Below are 24,889 nucleotides of genomic sequence, written 5' to 3'. Positions count from 1 at the left end.
TCACTCCACCGCCTTCTGCGCGAGGCGGTAGATACGCAGGCCCGCATCCACCGGCACGAAATCGGCCGCGGACGGCGCGAAGTCCAGGCTCTCGCGGGTGCCCAGGCAAAGGAAGCCGCCGCGCACCAGACTGTCGCGGAACAGGGCCAGCGTGCGGTCCTGCAGCGGGTCGGAGAAATAGATCAGCACGTTGCGGCACAGGATCAGGTGCGCCTCGCAGAACACTTCGTCGGCTACCAGGTTGTGATTGGCGAAGATCACATGACGGCGCAGCCGCCCGTCCAGTTTCAGCAGCTCATAGCGTGCGCTGTAATAGTCGGCCAGCGAATGGCTGCCGCCGGCGGCCTGGTAGTTGCGCGACCAGAGCTGGGCCTCCTTGGCCGGATAGATGCCTTCCTGGGCGTGCCGCAACGCAGCTTCGTTGAAATCGGTGGCGTAGATCTGCGTGCGCTCGTACAGCCCGGCCTCCTCCAGCAGGATGGCCAGCGAATACACCTCCTGCCCATGTGCGCAGCCCGCCTGCCAGATGTTGATCTGCGGATACGAGGCCAGCACGGGGAAGACCTTCTCGCGCAACGCGCGGAATACCTCGGGGTCGCGGAACATTTCGGAGACCGGTACCGACAGACCCTCCAGTACCGCCGACAGGAATCCCGGCTCGTGCAGCACGCGCGCGGTCAGCGCGCTGATGGTGCCGCTCTGGTGCGCCTGGGCCAGCTGCCGTATGCGCCGCTTGAGCGAGGCCGGTGCGTACTGGCTGAAGTCGTAGCCGTGGCGCAGCTGTAGTGCGCGCACGAACAGCTCGACCTCGATGTCTTCGAGCTCGGTGTCGCGTGCCTTGCCGCCGCGTTCCTTCATCGGTGCAGCCACACCCGCAGCATCGACGACAGCTTGTCGATGTCGATCGGCTTGGAAAGATAGTCGTTGGCGCCGGCTTCGAGACATTTCTCGCGGTCGCCGCGCATGGCCTTGGCGGTGAGCGCGATGATCGGCAGCTTGCCGAAGCGCGGCTGCGCACGTACCTCGCGGATGGTGTCGTAGCCGTCCATCACCGGCATCATGATGTCCATCAGTACCAGTTCGATGCCCTCCTGCTCGGCCAGCGCCTTCAGTGCCTTCTGGCCGTCTTGCGCCATGCTCACCTGCATGCCCCAGCCGCGCAGCACCTTGGACAGCGCGAACAGGTTGCGCATGTCGTCGTCGACCAGCAGCACTTTGCGGCCGACCAGTTCTTCCATGTCGCCGGCGGCGGGCGCCACGGCTGGTCCGGCACGCCGGCCGCCTTCGCGGATGCTGTGCAAGAACAGGCTGACCTCGTCCATCAGGCGCTCGGGCGAGCGCGCGCCCTTGATCACGATACTGTCGGTGTACTGGCGGAGCTTCAGGCTCTCTTCCCGGCTGAGGTCGCGGCCGGAATAGATCACCACCGGCGGGACGCGCCCGGTGGCGGACAGGCGTTCGAGGAACTCCATGCCGTCCATGCCCGGCAGGCCGAGGTCGAGCACCACGCAGTCGTAGGTCACTTCGTCCACGCGCTGCAGCGCTTCTTCGGCGCTGCCGGCCTCGTCGATGGCGACGTCGTCGCCGCGCAGCAGCGTGCGCATGGCCGCCCGGGAATCGACGTCGTCGTCGACGATCAGCAAATGGCGGGCCTGCCCCTCGGCGAAGTGGAGCAGCCGGTCGAACGCGCCGTTGATGGCCTCCCGGCTCACCGGCTTGGTGAGGAAGCCCACGGCGCCCAGGTCGCGGCCACGACCGGCTTCGTCCACCGCGGAGATGAAATGCACGGGGATGTGCCGCGTCGCGGCGTTCTCCTTCAGCCGCGCGATCACCGTCCAGCCGTCCATGCCCGGCAGCATCACGTCGAGCAGGATGCCGGTGGGGCGGAAGCGCTGGGCGAGCAGCAGGCCGGATTCGCCGTCTCCCGCGGCCAGCACGCGATAGCCCTTGCGGCGCACCATGTCGGCCAGGATACGCGCGAACACCGGATCGTCCTCGATGATGAGGATCGCCGTGTCGCCGGCGGCAAGCGCATCGCGGTCGTCCTCGATGGTGTCCGGCAGGAGGGCGCTGGCCGCGGCAGGGCGCGCTTCAGTGGCGACGTACGCAGGCGCCGGAGCCGTACCTTCCGCGGCTTCCAGGCGCTCGGGCAGCAGCACGGTGAATGCGCTGCCCTTGCCTTCCTCGCTTTCCAGCACGATGTCGCCGCCAAGCAGTTCCGCCAGCCGGCGGGAGATCGCCAGGCCCAGTCCCGTGCCGCCGTACTGGCGGCTGGTGCTGGCGTCGACCTGCTCGAAGGCGTGGAACACCTTTTCCAGCTTGGCGCGTGGAACGCCGATGCCGGTATCTCTCACCGTGATGGCGATGGCCGCCAGTCCCCGCAGCCGTTCCGGCAGCGCCAGGCCTTGCGGCGGACGCGCGACGCGCACCGTGACCCCGCCCTGGTGGGTGAACTTGAACGCATTGCCGACCAGGTTGTTCGCCACCTGCTCCAGCTTGGCCGCGTCGGTGACGATGCTGGCGGGCAGGCCCGGCTCGACCTCCACCCGGAACTCCAGCTTCTTCTCCTGCGCGACGTGGCTGAAGGTCCGCTTCAGCGCGCGCTCCAGATCGGTCAGCGGCAGCTCGCCCAGGACCAGTTCCATCCGGCCCGCCTCCACCTTGGACAGGTCGAGGATGTCGTTGATCAGGCGCAGCAGGTTGCTGCCGGAGTCGTGGATGATGCGTGCCGACTCGACCTGTTCCTCGTTGAGGTTGGCTTCGCGGTTCTCCGCCAGGCTGCGCGACAGGATCAGCAGGCTGTTGAGCGGCGTGCGCAGCTCGTGCGACATGTTGGCAAGGAATTCCGACTTGTACTGGCTGGCCCGCGCCAGCTCCTCGGCCTTCTGCGCAGTCTCGTGCTGCAGTGCTTCCAGCATCCGCTTCTGCTCGTTGAGCGTGTCGGTCTTCTGGCGCAACTCTTCGTTGCTGGCCTGCAATTCCTCAGTCTGCACGCGCAGCTCCTCTTCGGAGGCGAGCAGCCGCTGCGATTGCTCCTGCAGTTCGTGCGTCTTCTGGTTCAGTTCCTCGTTGCTGGCGCGCAGCTCGTGCTGCTGGGCGCGCAGCGCCTCCTCGGACGCGCGCAGTTCGTCGGCCTGCTCGCGGGTCTGGCGCAGCAGTTCCTGTGTACGCATTGCGCGGCCCAGGTTCTCCAGCGACAGCGCGGCGATCGGCAACAGCTCGTCGAGCAGGTTCTCCTGGGCATAGGTGAGGTGGCCGAAGCTGGCCAGCTCCAGCACGCCCACCAGCTTGTCCCGGGACAGCAGCGGCAGCACGGTGATACTGCTCGGCGACGCCTCGCCCGTGGCCGAGTGGATGCGCACGTAATCGGGCGGCACGTTCTGCAGGGTGATCGGCTTGCGTTCCAGCGCGCACTGACCGGCCAGACCCTCGCCCAGCGCGTAGCGCGTGCTCAGGTGGCGGCGTTCGCGGTAGCCGTAGCTGCCTTGCAGTTCGAGGCTGCACTGTTCCTCGTCGTAGGCGTAGAACACGCCCACGCCCGCTTCCAGCAGCGGGGTCAGGGAGCCCGTGAGGCGGTCGCCGAACTCGCGCTGGTCGGCCGCTTTCTGCAGTTCGCCGGCGATCGTGGTGGCGTTGCCCTTGACCCAGGCCTGTTCGCTGGTCTCGATCGCCATCTGCTTGAACACCTGCAAGGCGCGGGCGATCTCGCCGATCTCGTCGCGGCGCTCGGTCTGGCGAATCTCCACGGTGTGGTCGTGCGCGGCCAGCTGGGTCATCTGGCTGGCCATGCGCTGGATAGGCCGGGTGATCAACCGGGAGGTGAGCACGATGACCCAGTAGCCGAATAGCAGGCTCAGCACGATGGCAGCCCAGGTCACGGCCCGAACGAGCGCTACGTCGTGGCGCTGCGCCGTTTCCCGGGCTTCGAGCAATGCTTCTTCGGCGTCCTGCATTTGCTTGACGACGACCAGCAGGTCGTCGATCCGCAGCGCGCTGTGATTGAGGTAGTCCTGCTGGATGCGGGCACGCTCCAGCGCGGCTGCCGCCGGCTCGGTTTCATGGATGCCGTCCATGGCATCGATGCCGTCGCGCCGCACTTCCTTGTGCCATTGGGTGGCCATCGTATGCAGGCGGTCCAGGCGGGCCTGCTGGATGGGGTTGTCGGCCGTGAGCTTGCGCAGGGTGTCGATATCCCTGACCAGCACGAGGTTGGCGCGTTCGAAGTTCGCCAGCTCCTGCGGGTTCGGCGCGAGCAGGTAGCCGCGCAGAGACGCACGGCCATGCAGGAGCTCCTGCGCCACGTCGTCCAGCGAGCTGAGAACCGCGAGCGTATGCCGCGTCCAGCGCGCGCTGTCCTCCTGGCGGGCCAGCGCGGTCAGCGTCACCGCCCCGCCGACCACGAACAGCAGCGCCATGCTGCCGATGGCCAGCAAGATCTTGTGCTGGATCGGCTGATGCGCAAGCCAGGAGTAGCGGCGGGGTGCGGCGGTGGCCATGCGGTTTTCCCTGTCGACGGCCGGGGCGGTCCGGCCTGCGGTGCGCGCAGGGTAACCCAGCGGACGTCAGCCGGGCGTGGCGGGCAGGGGCGGCGCCTGCCGTTTCCAGGCCGGCGGCACGATGGAGCGCCGGCGCAGGGCGATGCCCAGCAGGCCGACGCTGACCGAACTGCAGGCCAGCAGGGCGACCACCGAGGCTTCGGCCCCGAAGGCGCCGCCGCTGAGCCAGTCCGGCCCGCTCAGCGAAGCGACCAGGAAGCCGTCCGCCGGATGGCCGGATACCGCGATGCCGAACACCGTGCCCTGCATGACGTTCCACGCCAGGTGCATGCCGGCGCACACCCACAGCGAACGGGTCACGTGATACAGCAGCCCCAGCAGGATGCCTGCCTCGATGGCGATCGCCGCGGAACTCCACGGCGTCGCGCCCGGGTTGCCAATATGCGCGGCGCCAAAGAACACCGCCGAGATGCCGAGTGCCCACCAGGTGCCGAGGCCTTCCTCGATGATGCGAAACAGCACGCCGCGGGAAATGATCTCCTCGCCCAGGCCGGCACCCAGCCCCACGACCAGCACGGCGGGCACCCAGTCGGCGGAAGGGTTCGTGCCGATGACGTGATAGCTGCCCAGCAGCCAGAGCAAGGTCACCGTCGCGCCCATCAGCGCGGTGCCGACCAGCAGGCCGAGACCGCCCTGTGCGGGCAGCCGGCGCAGCGACAGCTCCGCGAGCGGGCGGCGCTCGACGGCGCGGACCAGCACGACGTAGGCAAGCAGCGGCGCGATGACCTGGCCGAGCAGCATGGCGAACGCACGCAGCAGCGGATCGGCTTCGGCGCGGGACCAACCGAGCATGTGCATGAGCGAGCCGAGCAGCAGGTTGGCGGCGATCATCGTCACGGCAAAGTTGACGATGCGCGCCACTGGTGAGAACACCAGCCAGCGCTGCCGGGCCGTCGCGTCGGCGGGGGTGGCAAAGGCCGGCGCGACGAAGGCGGGCGAGGGGGCGTTCCGCATGAAGACCTCCAGCTGTCGTGAAGGCGGCGCGGGTCCGCGCCGCCCGGGATCACACCTCGACCGAAGCCGCGTGCTCGCGCGTGGCCGAGAAGCGCACCTGCGGCCAGCGCTCCTGTGCCAGCTGCAGGTTCACGCGCGACGGCGCGAGATAGACCAGTTCGCCGGCGGCGTCCACGGCCAGATTCATCGCGTTCTTCTCGCGGAACTCTTCCAGCTTCTTCGCGTCGTCGCAATGCACCCAGCGCGCGGTCGCCACGCCGACGGGCTCGAAGGCCGCGTCCACGCCGTATTCGTCCTTGAGGCGATACGCCACCACGTCGAACTGCAGCACGCCGACTGCGCCCAGCACCAGATCGTTGCTCATCAACGGGCGGAAGAACTGCGTGGCGCCTTCCTCGGACAGCTGCGCCAGGCCCTTCTGCAGCGCCTTCATCTTCAGCGGGTCGCGCAGGCGCGCACGGCGGAACAGTTCCGGCGCGAAGTTCGGGATGCCGGTGAACGAGACCGGCTCGCCCTCGGTGAAGGTGTCGCCGATGCTGATCGTGCCGTGGTTGTGCAGGCCGATCACGTCGCCGGGGTAGGCGCTCTCCACGATCTCGCGGTCGCTGGCCATGAAGGTCAGCGCGTTGGCGATGCGCACTTCCTTGCCGGTGCGCGTCTGGATCATCTTCATGCCGGCCGTATAGGTGCCTGAGCACACGCGCATGAAGGCGACGCGGTCGCGGTGCGCCGGGTCCATGTTCGCCTGGATCTTGAACACGAAGCCGGTGAGCTTTTCCTCATCCGGATCGATCTCGCGCGTGAGCGTGGCGCGCGGCTTGGGCGAGGGCGCGTGCTCGACGAAGAAGTCCAGCAGCAGCTGCACGCCGAAGTTGTTCACCGCCGAGCCGAAGAACACCGGCGTGAGCTTGCCGGCCAGGTACTGCTCCGGGTCGAACGGATTGGACGCGCCCAGCACCAGCTCCAGCTCGTCGCGCAGCTCGGCCAGCGCCTCGGCGCCGATCGCCGCTTCCAGACCCGGCGCGTCCAGGCCCTTGAAGATGGTCGAGTCCTGCCGCGTGAAGTTCTTGCCTGGCTCGAACACGTGCACTTCGTCCAGCACCAGGTGGTACACGCCCTTGAGGCGCTTGCCCATGCCGATCGGCCAGGTGAGCGGCGCGCAGGCGATGCCTAGCACCGACTCCACTTCGTCCAGCAGCTCGATCGGCGAGCGGCCCTCGCGGTCGAGCTTGTTGATGAAGGTCATGATCGGCGTGTCGCGCAGGCGACACACCTCCATCAGCTTGATAGTGCGCTCCTCCACGCCCTTGGCGCAGTCGATCACCATCAGCGCCGAGTCCACCGCGGTGAGCACGCGATAGGTGTCTTCCGAGAAGTCAGCGTGGCCGGGGGTGTCGAGCAGGTTGACGATCTTCCCCTCGTAGGGGAACTGCATCACCGACGAGGTCACCGAGATGCCGCGCTCCTTTTCCAGCGCCATCCAGTCCGAGGTGGCGTGGCGCGCGGCCTTGCGGCCCTTCACCGAGCCGGCCATCTGGATCGCGCCGCCGAACAGCAGCAACTTTTCGGTCAGCGTGGTCTTGCCCGCGTCAGGATGGCTGACAATGGCGAAGGTGCGGCGGCGGCGGGTTTCGTCGAGATGGGTGGACATGCTGGCGGGCCGGGACGTCGATTGCAAACCCGCGATTGTACTGCGCCTAGGCCCCTCCGGCCCCTTCGAGCGCGATCCGGCGCCGCTCCAGGCTCTCCGCGGTCCAGACCTCGCTGCGGCGATAGAACGCCGGCACCGCCCGGGAGCCCTCGGGAATCACCACCCAGGGCTGCTTGCTGGCGGTGAAGACGTGGATGTCCGGCGGCAGGCGGTCGGGGTCGTCCAGTGTGCCCACGCGAACGTAGGCGAAGGTGGCGCCGCCGCCGGCGTAGTGGCTCCAGAGTGCCACCATGCAGTCCGGACAGCGCGCGACCTCCTGGCCCTTGCCGCTGAAGCTGGGGATGGTTTCCAGCAGCGGTCGGCCGCGCAACGGCTGGACCCGGTCGGTTTCTATCATCGCGTTCAGCGCGAACGCGGCGCCGCTCTCGCGCTGGCACCAGCGGCAATGGCAGCACTGCACGATCAGCGGCTTGCTCAGCAGGCGGTAGCGGACTTTGCCGCAGGTGCAGCCGCCGTCCATGGGCAGGAACTCGACGGGCATCGACAGGCTCCGGCGACGTTGATTTGGGGCAGCCTACTCCTGGACCAGCAGGTCCTCGTAGAAGGCGCCGTAGGGCTCGGTCGGGTGGGCGATCTGGATCTCCAGGATCCACAGGCCGCCGGAAGGCGCGCAGTCGAGCGTACCGAGGTCGCCGGCCTTGTGGATGGCGTGCGGAAAGTCGCTCACCCGGTGCCCCTTGATGGCGTGGTTGAGGCGCCAGCCCATGGCTTCCGCCCGTTCGGCGGCGAAAGCGTACAGCGCCTCGCCGCTCAGCCCCTGTGTGCGCCAGGCACCGGCCACCTCGTCGAACAGCGTGCGCGCGGCCGCGGCACAGGCCTGCTTCGCCGGATCGGTGCCGGTGCTGAAGGTGTCGCCTACGTCGCCCTCGTGGCCATCGAACACCAGGCCCAGGTCGATGAAGTAGATGTCGTCCTCGCCCAGCCTCACGTCTGGGTTGGAGCGCTCGCGGAAGGTCCTGGTGGTGTTCTCGCCGATGCGGATCACCACCGGATGCCACAGGCGTTCCATGCCCAGGGAGCGGAACACCTCGGCCGCCTCGGCCCGGGCTTCGTCCTCGCTGATGCCCGGCCGCATCCGTTCGCGGATGCCGCGCAGGGCGGCCCAGCTGCGCTCGCGGGCGCGCAGCATCAGCGCGGGATCGAAGGCCGGCCCGACCGCCTCGCGAGACGAGGAGGCGAGGCGCGTGTGGTCGGTGGCAGCGTTCATGCGGTCAAAACCCGAGCAGGATCAGGCCCAGCGCGGCGGGCGCGGCCTGGAAGAGCAGGATGCGGCGGGCCGCCGTGAAGCCGCCGTACACGCCGGCCACCAGCACGCAGCCGAGGAAGAAGCGGGCGACGGCCACGCCGTCCGCGCCCAGCCATAGCGCCCACAGCAGCCCCGCGGCCAGAAAGCCGTTGTACAGGCCCTGGTTGGCGGCCAGCACCTTCGATTGGGCGGCGAACTCCGCCGTGGTCCCGAACGCCCGGCGGCCGGAGGGCTTCTCCCACAGGAACATCTCAAGGACCAGGAACCACGCGTGGAGCAGGGCGACCAGGGCGATGACGATGACGGCGGCGACGGACATGGCAGCTTGGCGATGACGGAATACAACAGCTTGGCGCAAGGACGGGCATCGTGTCGACAGCACCTTTCACCAGAGAATGCTCCGCCTCATTCATGCCTCCGGAGCGTCACCACCAGCACGTCCCGGTGCGCCGCCCGCGACGGGTCGCGCGGCGTCACCGGCGTGACGCCGTGGAAGACCCGGGCGTCGTCGACGAGCGCGGCGTCCAGCGGGTGGGTGAGGGTGAAGCTGCCCAGCAGGCGGCCGTCCGGGCCGTGGATGGTGGTGGTGCCGCTTTCGATGTTCTCCCGGTCCACCAGCAGCACCAGTACATAGTCCACGCCGTCCCGATGCACGCCTTCCGGCGTGGGCTCGCCTGCCAGGCCGGCCCGGGCCTCGATGCGGAACTGGTGCACCTCCACATGCCAGCGGGCGACCTGGGGCGCCAGGGGGGTGAAGAAATCGCGGGCGAAACGCAGGATGCCCTGCAGGCTGGCCCCTTCGGCGACCTCCGGCAGGATCGGCTCGAACCAGCGCTCGATACCCCCTTGCAAGCGGTTGTAGTCCAGGCTCTGGTAGTGCGGCTGGTGCTCGCGCCGCTCGAACGGCCCCTCCGGCCCGGCAGCGAAGACGGCGTGCCGCCGCCGCCGCTGGCGGCCTTTCGCGGCCAGGTAGTCGTCGGGTCCCAGGTCATTCCAGCTGGCCGCGAAGGCGGCCCAGTCCGCCATGCCCCCGAGCAGGTCCTGCATGGCGCGGTGGGCGACGAAGGCGAAGCCGTCGGCGCGGAGCAGCCCGCGCAGGGCCTGGGGGGAGGCGGCCTGGTGGTCGGGGTCGGTCATGAGTGTCCCGGGGGGAGTGGGAAAGCGGCCAAGCATAGCGCCGCCGAGGGGGCGCGGCATGGCGGGCGGGAGCGCCCGGTGGCGCGCGGATCCCTTGCCCTGCAAGGGCTGGGACCGTTCGGACGTCCAAAGCCGATCGACGATCGGACGTGTGGATGTGTAGACGTTTAGACGTCCAAACTATTGACATCGCCTTCCATGCGCCGATAGAGTGCCCGTCACTCATCGAGACCGGCTGAGGGACAGGCCCTTTGAAGCCGGGGCAACCTGCGGGATCCGCCCGCGACGGTGCCAACTCCTGCGGAGGCGCTGAAGCGCCGCCGAGAGATGGGCGAGCTTCGTGCCGGCAATCGTGCCGGTTCGCGTGGCGACCTCTCCGGATCCGCAGGGCGATGCCCGAACCGGAGAGCGAGATGTCCAGCCAGCCCTTGTCCGCCACCACCGCCGCCACGCCCTGTACCCCGGCGGGTGCCGTCCGCGCGGACCTCACCACGCAGCGCAGCTCCCGCCGCATCCGCTTCACCCCCAAGTACGGCAGCCTCCCCTGCGAAGTCGATGTGCGCTACCTGTGGTGCGGTGCGCCCGACGCGCCCACCGTCATCGTGCAGGGCGGCATCTCCGCCCACCGCGACGTGGTGGCACTGGACGACGAGACCGCGCCCGGCTGGTGGCAGGAGGCCGTCGGTGCCGGGCGGCCGATCGATCTGGACCGCTACCGCGTCCTGTCGATCGACTGGCTTACCCCAGCGGACTTCGACGGCGCCTCCGCCGTCTCCAGCGAGGACCAGGCCGACGCCCTGGCCGCCCTGGTCGAGGCGCTGGGCATCGGCCGCGTGCACGCCTTCGTCGGCTCCTCCTATGGCGCCATGACCGGCCTGGCCTTCGCCGCCCGCCATCCCTACGCGCTGGACCGCCTGGTGCTGCTTGCCGGTGCGCACCGCCCGCACCCGCTGTCCACCGCGCAGCGCGCCGTGCAGCGCGGCATCGTGCGCCTGGGCCTGGAAGCCGGGCAGCCGGAGCAGGCCCTTTCGTTGGCGCGCCAGCTGGCCATGACCACCTATCGCGGCAGCGAGGAGTTCGCGCGTCGCTTCACCGCCGCGCCGGAATTCCGCGAGGGACGTTTCCATTTCCCCGTCGAGGATTACCTCGAACATGCCGGCCGCCGCTTCGTCGAGCGCTTCGACGTCGAGCGCTTCCTGGCGCTGTCCGAGTCGATCGACCTGCACGACGTGACGCCGGAGCGCATCGCCGCGCCCGCCACGCTGATCGGTTTTCCGTCCGACCGCCTGGTGCCGCTGTCCGACCTATGCGAACTGCAGCGTCGCCTGCATGGCCCGGCCACGCTCGAAGTGCTCGAGTCGCCGTACGGCCACGACGCCTTCCTCAAGGAAACCCATCGCCTCGCGCCGCTGCTGCGCGAAGCGCTGGCCTGAACTTTTTCCGTCACACCATCGCCGCACCGGACAAGAAGCTAAGGAACACTGCCATGAGCGACACTACCGCCCCCTGTAGCACCCTCACCCGCGCGGTGCGCGCCGGCATCGAGACCGATACTCAGCACGGCGCGGTGGTGCCGCCGCTGCATCTGTCGACGAACTACGCCTTCAACGGCCTCGGCGGCAAGCGCGCCTACGACTACTCGCGCAGCGGCAACCCGACGCGCGACCAGCTCGGCAACGCGCTGGCGGAGCTGGAGCAGGGCGCCGGTGCCGTGGTGACGGCCAGCGGCATGGCCGCGGTGGCGCTGGCGCTGGAGCTGGTGCCGGCGGGCGGCCGCGTGCTGGCCGCCCACGATTGCTACGGCGGTACCTGGCGCCTGCTCGATGCATGGGCGAAGAAGGGACGCTTCAGCGTCGAGTTCGTGGACCTCACCGACAGCGTCGCGTTGGCGGCCGGGCTTGCCGCCAAGCCTACGCTGGTGTGGGTGGAGACCCCGTCCAATCCGCTGTTGCGCATCACCGACGTGCGCCACGTGGCGCAGGCCGCCCACGCGGTCGGAGCGCTCGTGGTGGTGGACAACACCTTCCTGTCGCCTGCGCTGCAGCAGCCGCTGTTGCTGGGCGCCGACGTGGTCGTGCATTCGACCACCAAGTACATCAACGGCCATAGCGACGTCGTAGGCGGCGCCGTGATCGCGCGCGATGCCGCGGTCGCCGAGCAGCTCAAGTGGTGGGGCAATTGCAACGGCCTGACCGGTGCGCCGTTCGACAGCTTCCTGACCCTGCGCGGGCTGCGCACGCTCAGCGTGCGCCTGCGTCAGCACCAGGAGAACGCGCAGCGCATCGCCGAGGTGCTGGACGGTCATGCGGCCGTGCGCAAGGTCTACTACCCGGGCCTGGAAGCGCACCCGGGCCACGCGCTGGCTGCGCGCCAGCAGTCCGGTTTCGGCGCCATGCTCAGCTTCGAGCTGGAAGGCGACGTGCCGCAGATCGAGGCTTTCGTCGATGGCCTGCAGTTCTTCTCGCTGGCCGAGTCGCTGGGCGGCGTGGAGAGCCTGGTCGCGCACCCGGCTTCGATGACGCACGCTTCGATGGCGCCCGAGGCGCGCCGCAACGCCGGTATCGCCGATACGCTGCTGCGCCTTTCGGTCGGTATCGAAGATGGCGACGATCTCGTGCGCGACATCGACGCCGCACTTGCGCGTGCCTTCGCTTCGCTGGCCGCCAAACGCCGGGTGATCGCATGAGCGCGGTGCTGGCCGAAGCCGTCGAGACGGCCGAACGTCCCGCATTCGCCGCGTCGGGCACGGCCATCGTGCTGCTGGGCACCGGCGTGGTCGGCGGTGCGTTGCTCAAGTTGCTCAACACGCCGGCGGCGGCTTCGCTGCGCCTGGTCGGCGCGGCCAACTCGCGCCGGCAGCAGACCGAGCCGGAAAAGCTGGCCGATCGCGCGTTGCGGGAGAAGCTTCGCAGCCACGGCGAACCTCGCGACGATGCGGCATTGCTGCAGGCGCTCGACGCCAGCGGTGCGGCTGCGAAGGTCATCATCGACGCCACCGCCAATGCCGGGCTCGCGGCGCGCCACGCCGACTGGCTGGCGCGCGGTTATCACGTCGTCACGGCCAACAAGGCTCTGGCCGGCGGCGAGCTTCCGGGCTGGCGCGCACTGCAGGCGGCCGTGGCCGAAGGCGGCCGCTATGGCGACTCGGCCACGGTCGGCGCGGGCCTTCCGGTGCTTTCCACCCTGCGCCGCCTGCGCGCCTGTGGCGATGCATTGCTCACCCTGGAGGGCGTGTTCTCCGGCTCGCTGTCCTACCTGTTCAACCAGTACGACGGCAGCCAGCCGTTCTCTGCGCTGCTGCGCGAAGCGCGCAAGCTCGGCTACACCGAACCCGACCCGCGCTCGGACCTCTCCGGCGAAGACGTGGCGCGCAAGCTGCTGATCATCGCCCGTAATGCGGGCTTCGCCTTGGGAACGGACGAAGTGGAAGTGGAAAGCCTGGTGCCCGAATCGCTTCGCGCGGTGGACACGGAAACCTTCCTCGCACGCCTGGAGGAACTCGACGAACCCCTGGCGCAGCGCCATGCCGAGGCCAAGGCGCGCGGCGGCGCGCTGCGTTTCCTGGCGCGCCTCAACCAGCGCGGCAAGGCGCGCGTCGGCCTGGTCGAAGTCCCCGCCACGCATCCGGCGGCCCGCCTGTACGGCACCGACAACCAGTTCGCGCTCACCACCACGCGCTACCACGCCCAGCCGCTGGTGATCCAAGGGCCGGGCGCGGGGCCGGAAGTGACGGCGCAGGCTTTGCTGGGTGACGTGCTGGCCCTCGCCTGAGGGAGAGGAACGCCGACGGGTCAGGCTTCGGCGTTCTCTTCTTCAATGGCGGACGTGCGAGAACGCGGATACGCCCATTGCGCCAGCATGGGCGCAAACCGGATGAGCACCAGGCCGATGGCTACGTGCGCGATCAGCTGATTGAAGTAGGCCCAGGCCATGTATTCCGTGGCGCCGCTGAGACCGCGCACGATGTTGAATCCCGACACGCCCAGCTCAAGACCCGAGACGATGGCCCATGCCCCAATCGCGCGCAGCGCGACGCCGAACCACAGATAAGGTGTCATGCCATCCTCCTTGATATTGGCCGGGCCGGCTGGCCTAGCCTGCATGCTATCGCATCACGGGTTACTGGTGAGCCCGATAACGGGATGAAAAAAAGCGCGGACATGCCGCGCTTTTTTTTGGAGCAGGGTACCCATCAGCGCCGCGTGATTCGTTCCGCTTCGTACTCATCCGGCGGCACCAGGGGTTCGCCCGGATGCGCGCTCGCCTCGCGCTCGGCTGCATCGACCGACGGCGTGCGCCAGCCGGACTTCACGCCCCATACGTAGAACACCAGGCCGACCACCGCGACAACGGCAAGGTCGGTGCCGTAGCTGAGATAGCCCTTGCCGCCGAACATCGTGCTGCCTGCCCAGGACACCAGGGCCAAGGTGGGAAGGTAGAAGATCATCCACCACGCGCCCTTGAGCTGGCGGCCGAAGTCCTCCCAGCCATTCTTGGCCTGGTAATAGAAGTACACCGGCAGCGCCACGACCATCAGCAGGATGATCTCGCCCGTCAGCGGCCACTTGGCCCAGTACAGCAGTTCCGTCGCCATGATGAAGGCCACGCCAGCGAGCACCGGGAGACCAACGATGCGCAGCGGCCGGTGCAGATTCGGCGCGGTGCGGCGCAGGGTCATCGCGCTGACCGGGCCGGTGAGGTAGGAGATGATCGTCGCCACCGAGATCACCGCCGCCAGCGTGCCCCAGCCGCGGAAGAAGAACAGGAACAGGAACGACACCGCCAGGTTGAACCACATCGCCGGCCGCGGGATACCCCACTTCGGATGGATGCGGCCGAGCATCTTCGGCATCGTGCCGTTGCGCTCCATGCCATAGATCATGCGTGCCGTGGTGGCCGTGTAGGTGATGCCGGTGCCGCTGGGGCTGATGAAGGCATCGACGTACAGCAGCATCGCCAGCCAATGCAGGTTGACGATGATCGCCAGCTCGGCGAACGGCGAGCGGAAGTCGATGCCGTGCCAGCCGGCCTTGGCCAGCATCTCCGGCGGCACCGCGCCCAGGTAGGCCACCTGCAGGATCACGTAGACGATGGTGGCCAGCACGATCGAGCCGATCACCGCGAACGGGATGCTCTTGCCTGGGTTGTGCGCCTCGCCGGCGAGGTTCACCGGGCTCTGGAAACCGTTGAAGCTGAAGACGATGCCCGCAGTGGCCACGGCGGTGAGCACGGCGGCGAAGTCGATGGCGTGCGAATCGCCATGCACGCCCACCGAGAGGTTCTCGCTGTGGAAGCCGCTGGCGATCAGCGCCAGGCCGGTCGCGGCCGGCACGATCAGCTTGAACACGGTGATGGCCGTGTTGGAGCGGGCGAACAGCTTCACGCTCCAGAAGTTCAGCAGGAAGTACACGATCACCAGCACGGCAGCGATTCCCAGGCCCGGCGGGGTCAGCTCGCCGTGGCCGTCCGGCATGTGCACGTACAGGTCCTGCGCCCACTGCCACGGCCAGGAGGCCATGTACTGCACCGAAGCCTCCGCCTCGACCGGGATCACCGACACGATCGCGATCCAGTTGGCCCATGCGCCGATGAAGCCCACCAGAGAACCGTGCGAATAGTGGCTGTAGCGCACCATGCCGCCGGACTCGGGGAACATCGAGCCCAGTTCCGCGTAGGTCAGGGCGATGGTCATGATGATCGCCGCGCCGAGCACCCAGGCCCAGATGGCGCCGGGACCGGCCAGGCCTGCCGCGCGCCATGCGCCGAACAGCCAGCCCGAGCCGATGATGGAGCCCAGGCCGGTGAGCATGAGCGCGAAGGGACCGACTTCGCGCCGGATCGAGCTGGAAGAGGACATGCAGACTCCCGCAGGTATGGATCTCGAACGGCCGCCCCCTCGGACGGCACAAGGGCGGGATGATGACAGCCCCCAGCCCGGCTGTCAGCCTGCGGAAGACATGACCGGCGCGGTGACTCGCCCTCGGAAAGGGCGCGCCAAATGCATGGCGCGCCGCAACATTTCCCCCCGACACCACGAGGCGCGGCTACCTTCGGCAGGGTACGGTGGCGCCTGCGAGCCCGGGCCGCAGAAAAAGGGGCGCCACAGGCGCCCCTTCCATGCCGCGGCAGCGCGCCCGGCTCAGTAAGGCCGGCCCTGCGGGTCTGTGCCGTATGCGATATGCAGCAGTTGCGGGTCGGTGTCGGCGATCTCCTGGATGCGCTCCGGCTCGATGCCGCGTGCGCGCATGGCGTTGAGCTGGTCGGGCCCGGCACCGATCAGCGCTTCGCGCTCGTCCTTGTTCTCGATGCCCGCGCCCTCCAGGAACTTGTTCTGGGCTTCCTTGTATTCCTGCTCTTTGTGGTGCTGCTCGACGAAGTGCAGCGCGACCACCGCGACGGTGGCGACCGCAATCCCGATGGGGCCCGCGAAGCCGCCCAGCATTTCCTCGCCGCCGAAGGCCGCCAGCGCCGCGCCGCCCGCGCCCACGCCGGAGAAGATCGCGGTGGGATAGTCGTGGTCCGCGACGCCTTTGATCGCGCCCGCCGCGAAGTACGCGACGTTGAGCGCGCCGATGAACTTTTCGGTGAGTTCCGGCGCCTCGTGCCCCCATTGCTGGAGCACGTTGTTCTTGTCCAGCGCCTGGATGGTGCCGATCATCGCGTTCTTGGCCGGCGCCAGGTCGAGGCCGAAGGCCAGCGAGCCGATGACGTTCTGCACGCTGGGGTCGTCGATGGTCTTGCCGGTCTGGCTGATGAAGGCCGCGCCGGTGATGCCCAGCGCCATCGTGCGGAACAGCATGCCGGCCTTCGCGTCGCTGAAGGGGAGTTCCTTCAGCTCATTCAACTCCTTCTGCGTTGCCGCGAACTCGTTGACCGCCTTGCCTTGCTTGGCGTCTTCGAGCGTTTCCGTGCGCAGCGAGTTGACGACGTCTTCCAGCTTGTCGATGCCCTTGTCGACCTCGCCCTGGGGAATGCCCAGCATCTTGGCGCCGATACCGCGGAACGATTCCAGCGTCTGCTTCACCTTGGCGATGCTGGCGTCGTCGGAGGGATTCATCTCGCCGAGCGCGGGCATCAGGTTGCTCACCACGTAGGCTTTGCCGATGGCAGCGGTGAAATCCTTGTCCTTGTGACCCAGTTCGATATAGAGCTTGGCCGCCTCGCCGCCTTCCTTGCCTTCGAACACGCTGGGGTCCTGGGTGGCCGCGAATTCGATCGACTGCTTGGTGGTCTCATCGTCGAGGAGCTTGGCGGCGCCTTCCTTCGAGAGACCGTAGGCCTTGAGGTTGTCCGGCACGTCCGTGAGCGAGGTGACGTCGAGGTCCAGCGCGCGCACGTCGGCGACCAGCTTGTCCTTGTGTGCCTTCAGCTGGTCCTGCCAGTCCTTGCCTTTGCCGTCGATGTAACTCTTGATGGCCTTCTGCTTCTGCTCGTCGGTGAGACCCGGACCCAGATCCTTGATCAGGTTGTTGAGCTCCTCGGTCTGCTTGGCGTAGGCCTCCATGTCCTGCTTCAGCGTCACTTTTTGCAGAGTGGCCATGCCGGCCTTCACTGAACCGACCATCTGCAAGGCGAGGTCCTGCTTGCCGTCGGCCTGCAGGTCGCTCGCCACCGCGATCGCCAGCGCGGGATCGCCGCCGTCGGAGATCGCCTGCGCCACGTCCGTGCGGTTGGCGAGCATGGAGTTCTTCTCCAGGTACTTCGCCACGTCGCTGGCGAAGTCGCGCTGCATCGCCTGGCCCGCATCGCTGCCGCCGAGATTGCGATAGACCACGCCCAGGTCGCGGTAGATCGCCGGATCGGACATGGCGCTCAGCACTTCGCTGTTGCTCGACAGCCAGGAGCGGTCGTCCTGCGCGTTCCACCACTGCGTGGTGACCGCGCGGCCCAGATCGGGCGACTGGCGCGAGAGATCGGCGAGGTACTTCGCGCAGTCGGCCGCGGACTTGCCCGCGGCATCGTGCGCCGCGTCGGCCACCCATTGCTTGACGCGCGGATCGGCGAGCACCGCGTCGACGACTTCCTTGGGCTGGCCCTGCAGGTTGATGCCTTTGAGCTTGTCCGCTGCGCTCCAGTCGCCGTAGTAACCGGGGATCAGCGAATCGGCCTTGGCCTTGACCTGATAGTCGTGCACGCCGTCCTTGATCAGGCCCGTGGCGGTGGCGTCCCCCTGGTGGCGCGCGAGGATCGCGTCGCCGGCGCTCTTGGCGATCTGGTCGGTGGGCGTGCGGAACGGGCCGGGCACGCCCTGGTTGCGCGACGCGACCTCGCCGGCGATCTCGTCGTGGATCGCCTGGTTCATCGCCGTCTTCGCTTTGTCCACCGTGTCGTCGGCGTCCTGGCGGATCTCAGAGCGCAGCGCGCCGTTGCGAGGCGCATTGCGGATCGCATCATCGCGATCCTTCACCGCCTTCTCGTACGCGGCGATCGCCGCGTCGGTCTTCTCCGCAGGCGTGGCCGGCGCCTTGGCGGTCTGCGTATCGTCCTTGACCGGCTGCACTGCGTTCGGCGGCAGCTGCAGCTGCTGCCCGGGCGTGAGCGTCGCATCCACTGTGATGTGGTTGGTGCGCGCAAGTTCTTCCGGCGTGACCTGATAAGTTTTTGCGACACTCGCGACCGTGTCTTGCGGCTTCACCACGTGCGGAGGCGGCGCAGGCGGCGCGGCGGGCGGTGTGTAGCGGACGGAAGTTCCTGCGTCGACGGGAAACATGGCGCGAGCTCCAAGGGCGAAAAAGACCGGCGCATTCAGCGCTCGCCGTCATGGAGCTGCAATAAGGGGTTTCCCTAGGTGACGGCGGCGTGACTTCCGCCGCGCGCCGAGCGCATCAGCACTCGATGACGTTCACCGCCAGGCCGCCGCGCGAGGTTTCCTTGTACTTGTCCTTCATGTCGCGGCCGGTGTCGCGCATGGTGGCGATTACCTTGTCGAGCGACACGCGATGCTTGCCGTCGCTCTTGAGCGCCATGCGGCTGGCGTTGATCGCCTTGACCGAACCCATCGCGTTGCGCTCGATGCAGGGAATCTGCACCAGGCCGCCGATCGGGTCGCAGGTCAGGCCGAGGTTGTGTTCCATACCGATCTCGGCGGCGTTCTCCACCTGCAGTACGTTGCCGCCCAGCGCGGCGGTGAGGCCGCCGGCGGCCATCGAGCAGGCCACGCCGACTTCGCCCTGGCAGCCGACCTCGGCGCCGGAGATCGAGGCGTTCTCCTTGTAGAGAATGCCGATCGCCGCCGCGGTGAGCAGGAATTCGATCACGCCGTCGTCGTTCGACTTCGGACAGAAACGGAAGTAGTAGTGCAGCACCGCCGGCACGATGCCGGCCGCGCCGTTGGTAGGTGCGGTCACCACGCGGCCGCCGGCGGCGTTCTCCTCGTTCACCGCCAGCGCGTAGAGGTTCACCCAGTCGAGGATGGTCAGGGGATCCTTGAGCGCCGCCTCCGGCTGGCCGCGCAGGTCCTGCGCCATGGCGGGTGCGCGGCGGGCCACTTTCAGGCCGCCGGGCAGCACGCCGGGCGAGCGCAGGCCGCGCGTGACGCAGTCCTGCATGGCCTTCCAGATGTTGAGCAGGCCGGCGCGCGTTTCCGCCTCGCTGCGCCACACCTTTTCGTTCTCCATCATCAGCTGCGCGATGGTCATGCCGTGCTGCGCGCACAGCGCGAGCATCTCGTCGCCGGTGGAGAAGGGGTAGGGCAGGGCGGTGGTGTCGGCGACGATGCGGTCTTCGGCAGCCTCGTCCTGATTGACGACGAAGCCGCCGCCTACCGAGTAATAGTCGCGCGTGCCCAGCTCATGCCCCTCGGCGTCATAGGCAGTGAAACGCATGCCGTTGGTGTGGAACGGCAGCTTCTGGCGCTTGTTGAACACCAGGTCGCGCTTCTCGTCGAATTCGATCTCGTGCCGGCCGAGCACGCGCAGGCGCTTGGTGCTTCGGATGCGCGCGAGCACTTCGGGGATGCGGTCCGGATCGACGGTGTCGGGATGTTCGCCTTCGAAGCCCAGCAACACCGCCTTGTCGGTGCCGTGGCCACGCCCGGTCATCGCCAGCGAGCCGTAGAGCTCCGCGCGCAACCGCGCGACGCGGTCCAGCACGCCCTTTTCCTCCAGCCAGCGCTCGGCGAAGCGGGCGGCGGCGCGCATCGGACCCACCGTATGGGAAGAGGACGGCCCGATGCCGATCTTGAAGAGGTCGAATACGCTGACGGCCATGGCGGGATGCGGGGCTGGAAGGGGGAACCCGCTATTCTACGCACGCCCCCGTCCCCTGGCAGTCCGTACGCCGCCGTCTGTTCCCATGGCCGACCTGATCCTCTACCAGCGCGATTACTGCCACCTGTGCGACCAGGCCCTGGCAGTCATGGCCGAGGCGCGTGCACCGGACTTCGACAGCCTGTGGGTAGACGACGATCCGGCGCTGGAGGAACGCTACGGCACCCGCGTGCCCGTGCTGCGGCACCTGTGCGACGGACGCGAGCTGGACTGGCCGTTCGATGCTGCGGCGGTGCGCGCCTTCCTGGCGTCCGCGCCGGCGGTCAGCGGGACCTGAGCCGGCGCAGGATTTCCTCGCGCGCCTCGCGCAGGATCGAATCGCGGTCCAGCCCCGCCACGATGTCCGCCACCGCGCGCTTGGCGCCCAGCTCGCCCCAGGACTTGCCTGCCACCAGATAATGCTCGGCCGCGCGCCCGATCAGCACCGTGGCGTACCAGGCCAGCGCGCCCTGCGCCGCCGCGGTGACCAGTACTGACAGGCCAGCGCTCACGCCTTTCAGCGCGGACGCCGCCAACTGCATGCCCCACACCGCGCCCACCAGGGCGGCGAGCTGCGCGGAGATCACCGCAACCAGTCGCCCGGATTCGGCGCGCGTCAGCGGCAGGCCGTACACGCGGGAGAGCTGCAGCACCATCGCCGCGTCCATGCCGGCCGCGGCCAACAGATCGGCCACGGGAATGGGATTGAGCGCGACGGCCACGCCCTTGGCGAGGCAGTAGTTGCGGATCAGACGGTCGGCCAGGCGCCGCCGGCTTTCCGCGATGCGCGCGCTGACCTGGTCAGTGAGCCGGCTCGCGTAAAGGCCGGCGTTGAGCGCGGAGAGCGTCTTGCCCTCGCGCCGCGCGATGGCGAGCAGGCGTTCGCGCAGCGCGGCGACGTCGGGCGGTGCGGTCTGTTCGTGCGTTCGTTCGTGGCCGCGTTCATCCACGTCCACCCGCCGTGCCGGCGTGGGGCGGGCGGCCACGGCGACCACGTCTTCCTCGCGCACGAGCCCGCGTGCGCGTTCGCGCAGCTGCGCGAGCAGGGCGTCGCGTTCGGCGTGTGCGTAGCGGTCGGCCTTGTTGAGCGCCAGCAGCACAGGGCGCTGCGTGGCGGCGAGCGTCTTCAGCGCATCCAGCTCGTCGCGGGTGAGGTCGCCGTCGGCGACGAACACCACCAGGTCGCTGACCTCGGCGACGTCGAAGGCAAGGCGCTCGCGCGCCTCGCCGTCCAGTTCATTGATGCCGGGCGTGTCGATCAGCACCAGGCCTTCTTCGCGCGCTTCGTCGAGCGCCGCCTGTTCGGCCTGCGTGGTCGTGCCGTGCAGCACGCCGACGGTGAATGCCTCGCGTCCGAGCAGCGCATTGCCCAGCGCGGACTTGCCGGCCGACACGCGGCCGAACACGGCCACGTGCAGTTCGCCGCGTTCCAGCCGGTCGAGCATGCCTTCGACGCGACTGAAATCGCCGGCCAGTTCCTCGCGGATGGCCGGCGGAATACCCGGATCGTCCAGCAGGCGTCTGAGGCTGTCGACCATCCGCTCCCGCGCGTGCTGCGAAGCCGGCGCCGGCGCGGCGTTCGCCTCCGGCCGGCCCAGCCAGCCGCGCAGGCGCCGCCACAGCGGAAGATCGGCCATGCGCGCTTACTTCGCGGCGAGCACGAGGTGCGCGTTCACCTTCACGTCGCCATCGATCACCGAGGTGTCGGCGTATTCGCCGCCGCCCACGCCGAAGTCCAGGCGCTTGAGCGTGCCGGACACATCGAGGGTGGCACCGGCGCCCGCGGGCTTGAAGGTGACGTTGAGGCTCACCGGCTTGGTCACGCCGCGCAAGGTGAGATTACCGTCCGCGATCACCTGCGCGCCGTTCTGGCGGAAGCCGGTGGTGACGAAATGCGCCTTCGGAAATTTGGCGACGTTGAAGAAGTCAGCGCCCGGCAGCGCGCCGTCGCGATCCTTGTCACCGGTCTTCACGCTGGCAAGGTCCACCTCGACGTCGAACTTGGAAGTGGCCAGCTTGGCCGCGTCGTAGCTGATGGCGGCGGTCCACTTGCCGAACGTGCCTTGGAACGCCTCGCCCTGGAATTTCCCGGTGAAGCCGAGCGTGCTGCCCCCGGGCTGCACGGTGTAGTCCGCGGCGCCGGCGATGCCGGGCAGCGCGAGGGCAAGCAGCAGCGGAGCGAAGCGGAGGATGGCGGAACGTTTCATGAGCGGTCTCCTTGGCCGTCAGTGGCGCGCGGGCGGCGGAAAGGCAGCATGCGCAGCAGGGTGTTGTCTCGATCGAACACATGGTGCTTCAGCGCGCCGCCGACGTGGGCGACCAGCACCAGCACCAGGAACCAGAACAGGTATTCGTGCACGGCGTGCGCAAAGCCGACCCCTTCCTGGTCTGCCGTGCCGATCGCCGGCAGGTTGAACAGCTTGAAGAACTGCAGCGGCTTGCCCACCACGGAGTTGAACCACCAGCCGCTGAGCGGCATGGCTGCGATCAGCAGGTAAAGCAGGCCGTGCGTGACATGGGCGGCGCGGTGCTGCCAGGGCGGTGCCGGATCCTCCGCCGGCCGGCCGTCGCGCCAGCGCCACAGGAGGCGCAGCAGGAACAGCGCCAGCACGGTCAAACCGATCGACTTGTGCAGCGCCAGCCAGGTGATCTGCTGCATCTTGCTGCCGGCCAGGTCCATCGACAGGCCGAAGATGCCGTTGCCGACGATCAGCAGAGCCATCGTCCAATGGAAAAACTTGGCGACCGAGCCCCACTGGCGGTCGTTGCTACGCAGGGTCATGGCATCTCCTTGTCGGTCTTGCCGGTGTCGTCCGACTTGCCGTTGCCCGGCTTGTCGCTGTCCAGGATGGCTTCCAGTTCCAGCCACACCGTGACGGTGCGGCCGATGGAATTAGGGGTGGCGGTGATGCCGAAGTCGTTGCGGTCCAGTGTGGTACGGGCCGAAAAACCCGCCACCGTATGCAATCCGTAGATGGTGTTGCCGTTGCGGTTGACAGTGAATGGCAGCTCCACCTCGCGCGTCACGCCGCGCAGGGTCAGCTGCCCGCGCAGCACGCCGCTGCCGGCGTCCTTGCGTTCGACTGCGGTGGAGACGAAATGCGCATAGCGCGACCCCGCACCGTCGAGGTAGGCGCGGCCGAGCACGGCCTTGTTCCATTCCTCGTCGCCCATGTCGAGCGAAGCGAGGTCGATATCCAGCTCGGTAGCCGAGCGGCTCCAGTCGTCGGGATCGAAGCGCAGCCAACCCTTGGCGATGTGCAGCCGCCCGAACGGCCGGGAGAAGCCGTTGTGATCGATGCTGAAGACGATCTGGCTATGCGTGGTGTCGTAGCGGTATGTGGCCGGCGCGGCTTGCACGGCACCGGCAGCCAGCGCGAACGCTAGGGCGAAAGCTCGGACGGTGGCGCGTACGGTGGACATGGCGGGGAAGTCTGGACGATCGATCGGAGTGGCGCCAGCGGCTTCGTCGGGAACGGATTGTTTCGTTTTCATGCCTTACCTCGGCGCTCGCTTTTTCAGTTTCGCCTTGTCCGCGCTGCCCTTCCTTACGTCTCGCGCTCCTTCCAAGCCTCCATCGTCAGCACGGCCAGCTCTTTGACCCGAGCGCCGTTGCCGTCGGCCAGCAAACCTTTGAGCTTCGCCGCCGCGTCGGCCTGGTCCAGCGTCTTGCGTTCGGCTAGCGAGGCCGCCAGCGCGCGGCCGAGGCTGTCGAAGATCAGCGCGTACGCAAACGCGTGCAGCACGCCGCCGCCCAGGGTGCCCAGGCCAGGGAATGCCTTCAACGCATTGCCGGCGATGGCGAGTACGAGGGAACTGCCGGTGCGCAGCGTGAGCCTGGCCTGGCGCACGAAATCGTCGACCTGCACGTCGCTGGCGGGCACGCCGTACAACTGCGCCAGTTCGCGGGTCAGCGCGGCGGCCAGGGCGCCCTGGATCACCAGATCGCTGCCTGGCGCGATCGCCGCCAGCGCGCCGACCACCGCCCGCCGCGCGTAGCGGCGCACGATGCGCTCGGCCTCGGCGGCGCGGGTCTGCGTTTCCAGCGAGCCGACCCGCTCGTGCAGGCCGGCGAGCACAGCGCGTTCGCGCTGCGGCTCCAGGCCGGCGGCGCCGGGTGCGGCGAGGCGCGCGATGGCCTTGAGCAGCGGTTCGATGGCGGGCTTGCGCTGGCGTTCGACCTGTTCGGTGGAACCGTCCGGCAACTGGCGCAGGAAGCGCTCGCCGCCACCGGCGCTCACCGCGACGACGTCCGCGGCTTCCTCGCCGGCCTGGTGGCGGAGGCGCTCGAGCAGCAGCGTTCGCTCGGCTTCGCTCCACTGGTCGGCCTTGTTGAGGACCACCAGCAACGGCTTGCCGAAGGCCGCCAGCCAGCGCACCTCCTCGGCCTGGGTGCGGGTGAGATCGCCGGCGCACACGTAGACGACGACGTGCGAGCGCAAGGCCTCCTCGCGCGCCATCGCCTCGCGCTTCTCGCCGCCGGCTTCGCGGCTGCCGGGCACGTCGGCGACGGTGAGCGCGCGGCCGTCAGGCAAGGCGGCGTCGACGTGCACGACCTGACGCGTGGTGCCGCCGCGCACGTCGCTCGGCGCGGCGGCATGCGGCGCGAGCGCGCGGACCAGGGTGGACTTGCCGGTGGAGATCTCGCCGAACAGGGACATGTAGACCCGCGCCGTCGTGCGCCGACGATCCAGCTCGCTCAGTTCGGCCGAAAGCGCGCCGGTGTCGGCGCCGCGTTCCTGCAGTTGATCGATGCGGCGTTCCAGCGTCGAGCGATCCGGGGCCGGCACCGGTCGGCGTGCGCGGCGCGGCCGCAGCAGCCACCACAGCACCGAGAGCCCCGCCAAGGCAAACAGGCCGAGCGCCGTGCCCAGCGTCCATTGCAGCCACGCCGGCAGCTGCAGGAAGCGCTGGGCCAGGGCCAGGGCGCGTTCGGCTGCGGCGAACAGCAGCCAGGCGAGGGCGGCCAGGGCGAGCGCGGCCAACAGCAGGCGGAAGCGACGGGGCATGGCGGACATTCTAGTTGGAGGGTTCCGGG

The 24,889-nt window shown here is 68.6% G+C and carries 21 protein-coding genes and 1 riboswitch; of the genes, 4 read left to right on the top strand and 17 right to left on the bottom strand.

The window, feature by feature from the left end:
- From RKE25_RS19095 to RKE25_RS19060, 8 genes are all read right to left on the bottom strand, one after another.
- Positions 1-858 carry a protein-glutamate O-methyltransferase CheR gene (locus RKE25_RS19095; protein WP_311839668.1) on the bottom strand — a complete coding sequence of 286 codons (858 nt, stop codon included), beginning with the start codon at positions 856-858 and terminating at the stop codon, positions 1-3.
- Positions 855-4,496 carry a response regulator gene (locus RKE25_RS19090; protein ID WP_311839667.1) on the bottom strand — a complete coding sequence of 1,214 codons (3,642 nt, stop codon included), beginning with the start codon at positions 4,494-4,496 and terminating at the stop codon, positions 855-857. The genes RKE25_RS19095 and RKE25_RS19090 overlap by 4 nt, the downstream gene beginning before the upstream one ends.
- 66 nt (positions 4,497-4,562) lie before the next feature.
- Positions 4,563-5,510 (bottom strand): CPBP family intramembrane glutamic endopeptidase, encoded by a 948-nt coding sequence (locus RKE25_RS19085; RefSeq protein WP_311839666.1) that lies wholly within the window; start codon positions 5,508-5,510, stop codon positions 4,563-4,565.
- Between the two features lie 49 nt (positions 5,511-5,559).
- Positions 5,560-7,161 (bottom strand): peptide chain release factor 3, encoded by a 1,602-nt coding sequence (locus tag RKE25_RS19080; RefSeq protein ID WP_311839665.1) that lies wholly within the window; start codon positions 7,159-7,161, stop codon positions 5,560-5,562.
- Positions 7,162-7,207: 46 nt separating this feature from the next.
- Positions 7,208-7,702: a GFA family protein gene (locus RKE25_RS19075; protein ID WP_311839664.1), complete on the bottom strand. Its 495-nt coding sequence runs from the start codon at positions 7,700-7,702 to the stop codon at positions 7,208-7,210.
- Positions 7,703-7,735: 33 nt separating this feature from the next.
- Positions 7,736-8,428, bottom strand: a complete 693-nt coding sequence (locus RKE25_RS19070) for a M24 family metallopeptidase (protein WP_311839663.1) — start codon at positions 8,426-8,428, stop codon at positions 7,736-7,738.
- A gap of 4 nt (positions 8,429-8,432) precedes the next feature.
- Positions 8,433-8,786: a DUF1304 domain-containing protein gene (locus RKE25_RS19065; protein WP_311839662.1), complete on the bottom strand. Its 354-nt coding sequence runs from the start codon at positions 8,784-8,786 to the stop codon at positions 8,433-8,435.
- Between the two features lie 86 nt (positions 8,787-8,872).
- Positions 8,873-9,604, bottom strand: coding sequence for a 2OG-Fe dioxygenase family protein (locus tag RKE25_RS19060; protein ID WP_311839661.1), 732 nt, complete (start codon positions 9,602-9,604; stop codon positions 8,873-8,875).
- 219 nt (positions 9,605-9,823) lie between these two features.
- A riboswitch (SAM riboswitch) is annotated at positions 9,824-9,938 on the top strand.
- Between the two features lie 79 nt (positions 9,939-10,017).
- Here RKE25_RS19060 and RKE25_RS19055 point away from each other — a divergent pair.
- Genes RKE25_RS19055 through RKE25_RS19045 form a run of 3 tightly spaced genes read left to right on the top strand, consistent with a single transcriptional unit; the run spans position 10,018 to position 13,375 of the window.
- On the top strand, positions 10,018-11,037 hold the full coding sequence (locus RKE25_RS19055; protein ID WP_311839660.1) for a homoserine O-succinyltransferase: 1,020 nt from the start codon (positions 10,018-10,020) through the stop codon (positions 11,035-11,037).
- Positions 11,038-11,090: 53 nt separating this feature from the next.
- Positions 11,091-12,290: a cystathionine gamma-synthase gene (gene metB, locus RKE25_RS19050; protein ID WP_311839659.1), complete on the top strand. Its 1,200-nt coding sequence runs from the start codon at positions 11,091-11,093 to the stop codon at positions 12,288-12,290.
- The gene (locus RKE25_RS19045) at positions 12,287-13,375 is read left to right on the top strand and encodes a homoserine dehydrogenase (RefSeq protein WP_311839658.1); all 1,089 of its coding nucleotides are present in this window, start codon (positions 12,287-12,289) and stop codon (positions 13,373-13,375) included. Before metB ends, RKE25_RS19045 begins: the two co-directional genes overlap by 4 nt.
- Positions 13,376-13,395: 20 nt before the next feature.
- On the opposite strand, the gene RKE25_RS19040 is transcribed toward RKE25_RS19045, so the two are convergent.
- The 4 genes from RKE25_RS19040 to RKE25_RS19025 form a co-directional block, all read right to left on the bottom strand.
- Positions 13,396-13,662 carry a hypothetical protein gene (locus RKE25_RS19040; RefSeq protein WP_311839657.1) on the bottom strand — a complete coding sequence of 89 codons (267 nt, stop codon included), beginning with the start codon at positions 13,660-13,662 and terminating at the stop codon, positions 13,396-13,398.
- 134 nt (positions 13,663-13,796) lie between these two features.
- Positions 13,797-15,461, bottom strand: a complete 1,665-nt coding sequence (locus RKE25_RS19035) for an APC family permease (protein ID WP_311839656.1) — start codon at positions 15,459-15,461, stop codon at positions 13,797-13,799.
- A gap of 282 nt (positions 15,462-15,743) precedes the next feature.
- Positions 15,744-18,314, bottom strand: a complete 2,571-nt coding sequence (locus RKE25_RS19030; RefSeq protein ID WP_311839655.1) for a LysM peptidoglycan-binding domain-containing protein — start codon at positions 18,312-18,314, stop codon at positions 15,744-15,746.
- Positions 18,315-18,429: 115 nt separating this feature from the next.
- Complete coding sequence (locus RKE25_RS19025; RefSeq protein ID WP_311839654.1) at positions 18,430-19,812, bottom strand: L-serine ammonia-lyase; 1,383 nt, start codon at positions 19,810-19,812, stop codon at positions 18,430-18,432.
- An 85-nt stretch (positions 19,813-19,897) separates the two neighbouring features.
- Between RKE25_RS19025 and RKE25_RS19020 the strand changes: the two genes are divergently transcribed.
- Complete coding sequence (locus tag RKE25_RS19020) at positions 19,898-20,149, top strand: glutaredoxin family protein (RefSeq protein WP_311839653.1); 252 nt, start codon at positions 19,898-19,900, stop codon at positions 20,147-20,149.
- Here the strand turns inward: RKE25_RS19020 and RKE25_RS19015 are convergent.
- From RKE25_RS19015 to RKE25_RS18995, 5 genes are all read right to left on the bottom strand, one after another.
- A complete protein-coding gene (locus RKE25_RS19015; protein ID WP_311839652.1) occupies positions 20,136-21,488 on the bottom strand; it encodes a GTP-binding protein in 1,353 nt (450 codons plus the stop codon). The two genes, RKE25_RS19020 and RKE25_RS19015, sit on opposite strands and share 14 nt — an antisense overlap.
- Before the next feature lie 6 nt (positions 21,489-21,494).
- A complete protein-coding gene (locus RKE25_RS19010; RefSeq protein WP_311839651.1) occupies positions 21,495-22,058 on the bottom strand; it encodes a YceI family protein in 564 nt (187 codons plus the stop codon).
- Complete coding sequence (locus RKE25_RS19005) at positions 22,055-22,633, bottom strand: cytochrome b (RefSeq protein WP_311839650.1); 579 nt, start codon at positions 22,631-22,633, stop codon at positions 22,055-22,057. Before RKE25_RS19005 ends, RKE25_RS19010 begins: the two co-directional genes overlap by 4 nt.
- The gene (locus RKE25_RS19000) at positions 22,630-23,274 is read right to left on the bottom strand and encodes a YceI family protein (protein WP_311842437.1); all 645 of its coding nucleotides are present in this window, start codon (positions 23,272-23,274) and stop codon (positions 22,630-22,632) included. Before RKE25_RS19000 ends, RKE25_RS19005 begins: the two co-directional genes overlap by 4 nt.
- Positions 23,275-23,399: 125 nt before the next feature.
- Positions 23,400-24,860: a GTPase gene (locus RKE25_RS18995; protein ID WP_311839649.1), complete on the bottom strand. Its 1,461-nt coding sequence runs from the start codon at positions 24,858-24,860 to the stop codon at positions 23,400-23,402.
- Positions 24,861-24,889: the final 29 nt, after the last annotated feature.

The organism is Dyella sp. BiH032 (genome assembly GCF_031954525.1).
In the GTDB taxonomy this organism is placed as follows: domain Bacteria; phylum Pseudomonadota; class Gammaproteobacteria; order Xanthomonadales; family Rhodanobacteraceae; genus Dyella_D.
Note: the sequence above shows the minus strand (reverse complement) of the source record. Positions and strands in the feature narration are given on the sequence as shown.